Raw genomic sequence first — 7,763 nt, forward strand, 5'->3', positions numbered from 1 at the left:
AATTTTGAAACGATAAAATGATAAAATCTTACTCTCAAAAAATGATATCAGAATTTTATTAAACTAAAGAATACACGGTTACACCTAAAGGCGGTAAAATTAATTCGGCAGAAAAATCTCTTCCATCATAAGCTATTGCATCCACTTTTATTTTTTTTGGATTTTCTGTTCCGCTTCCTCCATAAATCTTGGCATCACTATTAAAAATCTCCTGCAAAGTGCCTTTTTTAGGAATGCCAATCCTATAATTTTCTCGAACAACTTGAGTGAAGTTGCAGACTACAATTAAATTCTCGTCTGGATTATTTCCTTTTCGAATATAGGATAAAATAGCATTCTGATGATCTGAATAATTAATCCATTCAAAACCATCACCTCTAAATTGTTTTTCGTACAATGCAGGCTGAGATTTATACAATTGATTCAAATCTGTAATCAATCTCTTTATTCCGGAATGAAAATCATATTGCAGCAAATGCCAGTCTAAACTTTGTTCGAAATTCCATTCGTTGGTCTGCGCAAATTCAGCCCCCATAAACAGAAGTTTTGTTCCAGGATGCGTAAACATATACCCGTACAATAATCTCAAATTGGCAAAACGCTGCCACTCGTCGCCAGGCATTTTATAAATAAGAGATTGTTTGCCGTAAACCACTTCATCATGAGAAAACGGAAGCATGAAGTTTTCAGTAAAGGCATACGTCATCGAAAAAGTCAAATCATTTTGATGGTATTTCCTATAAACTGTTTCTTTTTGAAAATACTTCAAAGTGTCGTGCATCCAACCCATCATCCATTTCATTCCAAATCCTAAACCTCCAAAAGAAGTTGGTCTTGAAACCATCGGGAATGAAGTACTTTCTTCTGCAATAGTTTGAACTCCATTAAAATTAGAATAGATTACTTCATTAAATTCTTTAAGAAAACTTATCGAATCAAGATTTTCTCTTCCTCCAAAAATATTAGCTTCCCATTCGCCATCTTTTCTAGAATAATCCAAATAAAGCATAGAAGCTACAGCATCAACTCTAAGTCCGTCGATATGATAATTTTGAAGCCAAAAAACAGCATTACTTATTAGAAAAGCACGAACCTCATTTCTTCCGTAATTAAAAACCAAACTTTTCCAATCCGGATGATATCCTTTTCTGCGGTCGGGATGCTCATACAAATGTGAACCATCAAAATAACCTAAGCCATGAGCGTCATCTGGAAAATGTGACGGAACCCAATCTAAAATTACACCAATTCCTTCCTGATGCAATTTATCTACCAAGACCATAAAATCCTGTGGTTTTCCAAAACGGGAAGTTGGCGCAAAATATCCTGTAAGCTGATAGCCCCATGAAGGATCATAAGGATATTCCATAATCGGCATGAATTCTACATGCGTAAAACCAGTTTCTTTGACATATTTTACCAAATCATCAGCAAGTTCAAGATAAGTCAAAAAACGATTATGATCTGCTCTTTTCCAAGAACCCAAATGCACTTCGTAAACCGAATATGGCTTATCTAAAGCATTAAAATCTTGACGATTCTGCATCCAATTTTCATCTTTCCACTTATAATCCAAATCCCAGACTACAGATGCGGTGTGCGGCGGTTTTTCGCAGTAACGCGCAAAAGGATCGGCTTTTTCAGTAATTACACCATTTATATTAGATTGAATCTTGTATTTATAAAGCGCTCCTTTTGAAATCTCAGGAATAAACCCTTCCCAAATTCCAGAAGAATCCCAACGAACATTTAAAAGATGTTCTCCTTGTGTCCAATAATTAAAATCGCCAACAACCGAAATCGAATGAGCCGTAGGAGCCCAAACAGCAAAGTAAACGCCTTTTACCCCATCAACTTCGATTAAATGTGCTCCAAGTTTTTCATATAATCTGAAGTGTTTTCCAGCTTTGAATAAATCGATGTCAAAGTCGGTAAAAAGAGAATGCGGGATTACTTTACTCATATACTGGTTTCTAAAAATAATTGGATTTGGAATTTGTTTTTTCTTTTTTGGAATTTATTCTTTTATTCAATTCTAAAATTATCTGAAAGCGTAACACCTTTTTTGATGACAACAATTCCGTCTTTTATACTGTACAATTCATTGGTAAAATTATCCAAATGCTTTCCTCCGCTAATGTGAACGTTATTTCCAATTCGTACATTTTTATCGATAAGAGCATTATTAATAAAGCAATTTTCACCAATACCAACATGAATTTTATTGATACTGCTTTCGTAATTCATTTCATCCAGATCTTGATAGAAATCGTTACCCATGACGTAACAGTTCTCCAAAACAGTTCCTTCGCCAATTCTAGAGCGGATACCAATTACAGAACTTTTAATCTCTTTCGCATTAATAATACAGCCTTCAGAAATTAAAGATTGGTTTATAATTGAATTTCTAAACTTAGATGGCGGTAATAATCGCGGTCTTGTAAAAATTTTATTTTCGTTATCGAACAAATTAAACTCCGGGATATCTGCAGTTAAACCAATATTAGCCTCAAAAAAGGATTCAATATTTCCGATATCTGTCCAATATCCTTCGTACTGATAACTTAAAATTTTATGTTTCCCAACAGCTTGCGGAATAATTTCTTTACCGAAATCTTTCGTTTCAGGATCAGCCATCAATTCTTCCAAAAGAGGCTTATTAAAAATATAAATTCCCATTGAGGCAAGATATTTTTTGCCTTTTTCCTGCATTTGTTCGCTCACTTCAGATTCCCAATCTGGCAATAGCGACGCATGCGGTTTTTCTATAAAAGCTTCAATAACACTTTCGTGATTTGTTTTTAAAATTCCAAACTCTGGAGCATCTTTAGCATTTACGGGTAAAGTTGCAATAGAAATTTCGGCATCGGCAGCGATATGAGCTTCGAGCATTTCATTAAAATCCATTTGATACAGCTGATCTCCAGAAAGAATCAATGCATGATCGAAATCATGTTTTAAAAAATGCGACATACATTGTCTCACTGCATCTGCCGTTCCCTGAAACCATGTTGGATTATCAGGAGTTTGTTCTGCAGCCAAAATATCAACAAAAGACTGGCTGAAAATGCTAAAATTAAAAGTGTTCTTAATGTGAGCATTTAGAGAAGCAGAATTAAATTGTGTCAAAACAAATATTTTAAAAATATCAGAATTGATGCAATTAGAAATCGGAATATCGACCAAACGATATTTTCCTCCAATCGGAACTGCTGGTTTTGATCTTGTTTCTGTCAATGGAAATAAACGTGAACCTTGTCCACCTCCTAAAATAATGGCAACTACATTTTTCTTTTTAAATTTCATTTTGCTGAATTATTAAGTTGTATATTTCGATATATTCTTGGCAAACACTTTCCCAGGAATGATCGGCTGTCATTCCTCTTTTTAAAACTTTATTAAAATTCATTCTATCTTCATACAACCTAACCGCACGATTTATTGAATAGCAAATGTCGGCTACAGAAGCTTGATCATGACAAACTCCATTTCCTTCATCGCCAAAATCAACAACCGTGTCTCTTAACCCTCCAGTTCTTCTAACAATCGGAATTGTCCCGTAACGCATGGCATACATCTGATTTAACCCGCATGGTTCGACTCTAGAAGGCATTAAAATATAATCTGAACCCGCATAAATCAAATGCGCTAAATTTTCATTATAACCTATAAAGACATTGTAATTCCCTTTATAATCATTTCTCAGCTGAGTTAACTGCGATTCAATTTCTGAATTTCCTGATCCTAAAATCAGAATATTAATTTCCTCAAAATGTTCCGACAAAGCTAAAGCAGAAGCATGCGGCAGCAAATCGCCTCCTTTTTCTTCAAATAATCTTCCAATAAAACTAAACAATGGTTTTGACGGATCTAAATCAAACTCTTCGCACAATTTTTCTTTGTTTTTTCTTTTTCCTATTTCGAAATCATCAATAGAATAGTTTTCAGCAATCATTTGATCTTTAGCGGGATTCCACACCTCGATGTCAATTCCGTTTAAAATTCCTTTAGATTTATTTCTCACCGAGTTAAACAATGATTCTAATCCATTTGCTGAAATATTAATTTCATTTAAATAACTTGGTGAAACCGTAGTCACAGCATTCGCGCATTTAATACCTACGGCCAGAGAATTTATACAATTGCTCCATTCTAAAAACCCAACATGTTTCAAGTCAAACTCTGGCAAATAATACAGTTTATCAAAGCCAAACCATCCCTGATATAATCCATTATGTATTGTAATAACCGTTTTTATATTCTTTAAACTTTCATATTTATAAGCAAACTGAAGCAAAAACGGAATAACACCTGTGTGATGATCATGACAATTGATAATGTCTGGAACTTGATTTCGAGCTAGAATCCAATCGAGGGTCGCAATCTGAAAAGATAAAAATCTTTCGATATCATCCTCATAGCCATAAACATTCGAACGATTGAATAGCTCATTTATTTCTATTAGATATAATTCAAAACCTAGCTTATCTGTTGTTTCTTTTAAGACGCTAAACGGAAAATTAAAACTTCCTAATTTAACAGTTCCCCAATGCACACATTCAAAATCATTTTCATTTTTGAACTTTGTGTCATAACAAGGAAGTACAACTCTAACATCATGCCCCGCAGACTGTTGATATTTAGGCAATGCACCAACTACATCACCCAAACCGCCAACCTTTGCTACTGGATAACATTCTGCACTAATATGAAATATTTCCATTTCAGAAATTAATTTATGATTATATATAAGCAGCAATCATTTATTACTACTTTTATGCTTTTTTAAATTTAGCAAAAAAACAAGCAAAATCCTTCCTTTAAATAAGTTTTATTGAAATGGCAAAAAAGGCAACCAATCCTACTAAATCATTAAAAATTCCTAAGATTATTATAATTTCTGCGAAAATCTGCGCTTTTATATCTACAAAATTAGTTACAAAATTTGCTGCAAAGATTTTCACAACACCAATAAAACATAAAGTTCCGAAACGTGAATTAGAAATGGATTCCAAAAGCATTCAAAAATTAATTCATGTTCCTGCAATTGATAAAAGTGTAGTTACATATTCATATGGGCAAAGTGAGCGCAAAGTATTATTAGTTCACGGCTGGTCTGGAAGAGGGACTCAGCTCTTTAAAATTGCCGATGAGCTTTTGGCTAATGGTTATTCTACAATTAGTTTTGATGCACCAGCACACGGAAAATCAGAAGGCAAAACGACAATAATGTCGGAGTTTATCGCTTCTATTTTAGAAATAGAAAAACAATTTGGTCCTTTTGAAATTGCAATCGGACATTCTTTAGGCGGAATGTCGGTTCTGAACGCTATTAAAGACGGGCTTAAGGTAGAAAAAGCGGTAGTTATTGGAAGCGGAGATATTGTTCAGGATATCTTAGATGAATTTACTTTTAAATTGGGCTTAAAGAAAGAAATTAGCTATCGTCTTAGAGATGAATTTGAAAATAAATACCAAGTTAAAATGGACGATTTTTCGGCTTACAGAGCAGCTCAGAAAATAAAAATTCCTGTTTTAGTAATGCATGATAAAGATGATCCAGAAGTTTCTGTAAAAGCTGGAATTCATATACATGAAAACTTGGAAAATGGAACTTTGTATTTAACCGAAGGACTAGGTCACAGAAAAATTCTAGGAAATCACAGCGTTATAAAAAAAATACTTGAGTTTATTTAAAATTCGTAAATTTATAATGCAAAACCTAGTTTTCAATATTTTAATTTTAAACGAAATGGATTTATTTGGTGAGACTTCGGATTGGGAAATAAAATTAAAACCCATTTTAAAAAAATATAAAGGAAAAAAGCATCCTTTAGAATACGAAAACACATATCAATTACTTGTTATGGTGATCCTATCTGCACAAGATTCAGATGCTAATATAAATAACATAGCTCCGATTTTATTCGAAAAATATCCAACGTTAAAAAGCATTTCAAAAACCGATTTAGAAACTTTTACATCTTACATCACTAAAGTCCGAAATCATTCTACAAAAGCAAAATGGATTTTAGAAATTGCAAATGCTATTAAAGAAGACAAAGATATTCCATTAACAATGAGCGGATTGACAGCTTTAAAAGGTGTGGGGAGAAAATCTGCAAATGTTATTCTACGAGAAACCAATAAACCTGCCGAAGGAATTATTGCTGATTTACATGTCATCAGAGTCGCTCCAAGAATTGGAATTGTAAAAGAAAATAAAGACGGAAATAAAATAGAGAAAGACTTAATGCAGGTTCTTCCTAAGAATATCTGGTCTGAAATAGGAATGGCAATATCATTTTTAGGCAGAGAAATATGCAGACCCAAACCAAAATGTCCTGAATGTCTTTTGACTGATATTTGTTTATATTACAATACTGAAATACTTAAAAATTAATTATTTTCTTCGTGTATCGATTATATAAATAATCTTCCACGAATCTTTTTCTTTAAACAGTGTAAAAGCATTTACTCCAGTATGGCTTAGTTTATCATTTATGTAAAATTCGTAAGGAGTCCAAACATGAGCCATTGTTCCATCAATTTGAATGTTATAACTCAATATTTTTTCTTGAAATTTTATATTTGAAGGAATTGATGCGATAGATTTATAAAATTCTTTCGCACTTTCATTAGAAAGTCTATTTCCTTTAGCTGCACTTTCACTAATAGATTGCAAAATCATTTTGTCTGAGCATACTAATTTAATCTTTGCCGAATCGCGCTGATGAAATCCTTCGAAAAAAGATTCAATACATTTTTGCGCATCTTCTTTTTGAGCATGAGAAGAAATTCCTAAAAGCAGAAAAAAAATAATGGTATAAATTCTCATAGCTATAAAGTTTTAAACTCCAAATTGTGAAAAATGATGATCCAAATGTTTAGCAAACATATTATTCCATTCTTTTGAAGATAATTTTCCAAAAGAAAGAGATTCTTTTCCTTCAAATTCACTTTCGCCCAAGCTTTGGGTCTTATTTATGTAATTAATGAGTCTATTTTTTTCAAGATCAAAATCTCGATCACCTTTAACAATAAACTGTGGAGCCGTTTTAATATTTCTAGAATAAGGAGTATCGCCTACAACTGCTTTTTTAGCTAATGTCTTTAAAAGAAATCTCATAAAAGCATTTGGTTTCGCATGAATATCATCAAATACCATTTCATACGTCACATTGCAATGAGCCAGCATTTGATCAACTGACATTTTACCCCAAAGTGGTTGTGAATCTGATTTAAGCTGATTAATTCTGTTTATAAATTGGTCACAATCTTCTTTAAGAAAAACATTTTGCATAGTTAAACGATATTATGGTTAGCTAGAATAGTGAAGTAAAAATATAAAAATTAACGAGTGATCTCAATTTTAAGCAAAAAAAAACTTCAACTAGCAAAAGCCAATTGAAGTTTTGTACTCAGAGCGGGACTTGAACCCGCACGAGCATTGCTGTTCACTGGATTTTAAGTCCAGCGTGTCTACCAATTTCACCATCCGAGCATGATGTGGTACCTCCAGGGATCGAACCAGGGACACATGGATTTTCAGTCCATTGCTCTACCATCTGAGCTAAGGTACCATATTGCTTATATTGCTATAAGCAAAAGTTAGAATAAAAAACCCCGTTATGAAACAGGGTTTTCAAAAGAAAGGCGACGACATACTCTCCCACATAACTGCAGTACCATCTGCGCAGGCGGGCTTAACTTCTCTGTTCGGGATGGGAAGAGGTGAGCCCCGCCGCAATAACCACCTTAAG

General features: G+C 33.5%; 7 protein-coding genes, 2 tRNA genes and 1 rRNA gene. 2 read left to right on the top strand and 8 right to left on the bottom strand.

Annotation, left to right across the window (positions count from 1 at the left end):
• Nucleotides 1-58: 58 nt before the first annotated feature.
• From glgB to AC3E9W_RS16800, 3 genes are all read right to left on the bottom strand, one after another.
• A complete protein-coding gene (glgB, locus tag AC3E9W_RS16790) occupies nt 59-1,963 on the bottom strand; it encodes a 1,4-alpha-glucan branching protein GlgB (RefSeq protein WP_488769231.1) in 1,905 nt (634 codons plus the stop codon).
• Between the two features lie 62 nt (nt 1,964-2,025).
• Nucleotides 2,026-3,306, bottom strand: a complete 1,281-nt coding sequence (locus tag AC3E9W_RS16795; protein WP_306154868.1) for a glucose-1-phosphate adenylyltransferase — start codon at nt 3,304-3,306, stop codon at nt 2,026-2,028.
• The gene (locus tag AC3E9W_RS16800; RefSeq protein WP_488769232.1) at nt 3,296-4,723 is read right to left on the bottom strand and encodes a glycogen synthase; all 1,428 of its coding nucleotides are present in this window, start codon (nt 4,721-4,723) and stop codon (nt 3,296-3,298) included. The genes AC3E9W_RS16795 and AC3E9W_RS16800 overlap by 11 nt, the downstream gene beginning before the upstream one ends.
• Before the next feature lie 116 nt (nt 4,724-4,839).
• On the opposite strand from AC3E9W_RS16800, the gene AC3E9W_RS16805 reads away from it, so the two are divergent.
• Together AC3E9W_RS16805 and AC3E9W_RS16810 are read left to right on the top strand one after the other, a co-directional pair.
• Complete coding sequence (locus tag AC3E9W_RS16805; RefSeq protein ID WP_488769233.1) at nt 4,840-5,697, top strand: alpha/beta hydrolase; 858 nt, start codon at nt 4,840-4,842, stop codon at nt 5,695-5,697.
• Nucleotides 5,698-5,713: 16 nt separating this feature from the next.
• A complete protein-coding gene (locus AC3E9W_RS16810) occupies nt 5,714-6,403 on the top strand; it encodes an endonuclease III domain-containing protein (RefSeq protein WP_488769234.1) in 690 nt (229 codons plus the stop codon).
• On the opposite strand, the gene AC3E9W_RS16815 is transcribed toward AC3E9W_RS16810, so the two are convergent.
• The 5 genes from AC3E9W_RS16815 to rrf all read right to left on the bottom strand — a co-directional run bounded on the left by AC3E9W_RS16815 (nt 6,404) and on the right by rrf (nt 7,761).
• Nucleotides 6,404-6,838 (bottom strand): nuclear transport factor 2 family protein, encoded by a 435-nt coding sequence (locus tag AC3E9W_RS16815; protein ID WP_488769235.1) that lies wholly within the window; start codon nt 6,836-6,838, stop codon nt 6,404-6,406.
• A gap of 12 nt (nt 6,839-6,850) precedes the next feature.
• Nucleotides 6,851-7,303 (bottom strand): DUF1569 domain-containing protein, encoded by a 453-nt coding sequence (locus AC3E9W_RS16820; RefSeq protein ID WP_306154861.1) that lies wholly within the window; start codon nt 7,301-7,303, stop codon nt 6,851-6,853.
• A gap of 115 nt (nt 7,304-7,418) precedes the next feature.
• Nucleotides 7,419-7,504 (bottom strand) — tRNA-Leu (locus AC3E9W_RS16825).
• Between the two features lie 6 nt (nt 7,505-7,510).
• A tRNA-Phe gene (locus tag AC3E9W_RS16830) sits at nt 7,511-7,583 on the bottom strand.
• A 68-nt stretch (nt 7,584-7,651) separates the two neighbouring features.
• A 5S ribosomal RNA gene (gene rrf / locus AC3E9W_RS16835) occupies nt 7,652-7,761 on the bottom strand.
• Between the last annotated feature and the right edge of the window lie 2 nt (nt 7,762-7,763).

Source organism: Flavobacterium sp. 38, assembly GCF_057799715.1.

Excerpts from the sequence above, each read along its gene's own strand:
- glgB (WP_488769231.1), bottom strand. The coding sequence starts at position 1,963 with ATGAGTAAAGTAATCCCGCATTCTCTTTTTACCGACTTTGACATCGAT.
- AC3E9W_RS16795 (WP_306154868.1), bottom strand. The coding sequence starts at position 3,306 with ATGAAATTTAAAAAGAAAAATGTAGTTGCCATTATTTTAGGAGGTGGA.
- AC3E9W_RS16800 (WP_488769232.1), bottom strand. The coding sequence starts at position 4,723 with ATGGAAATATTTCATATTAGTGCAGAATGTTATCCAGTAGCAAAGGTT.
- AC3E9W_RS16805 (WP_488769233.1), top strand. The coding sequence starts at position 4,840 with ATGGCAAAAAAGGCAACCAATCCTACTAAATCATTAAAAATTCCTAAG.
- AC3E9W_RS16810 (WP_488769234.1), top strand. The coding sequence starts at position 5,714 with ATGCAAAACCTAGTTTTCAATATTTTAATTTTAAACGAAATGGATTTA.
- AC3E9W_RS16815 (WP_488769235.1), bottom strand. The coding sequence starts at position 6,838 with ATGAGAATTTATACCATTATTTTTTTTCTGCTTTTAGGAATTTCTTCT.
- AC3E9W_RS16820 (WP_306154861.1), bottom strand. The coding sequence starts at position 7,303 with ATGCAAAATGTTTTTCTTAAAGAAGATTGTGACCAATTTATAAACAGA.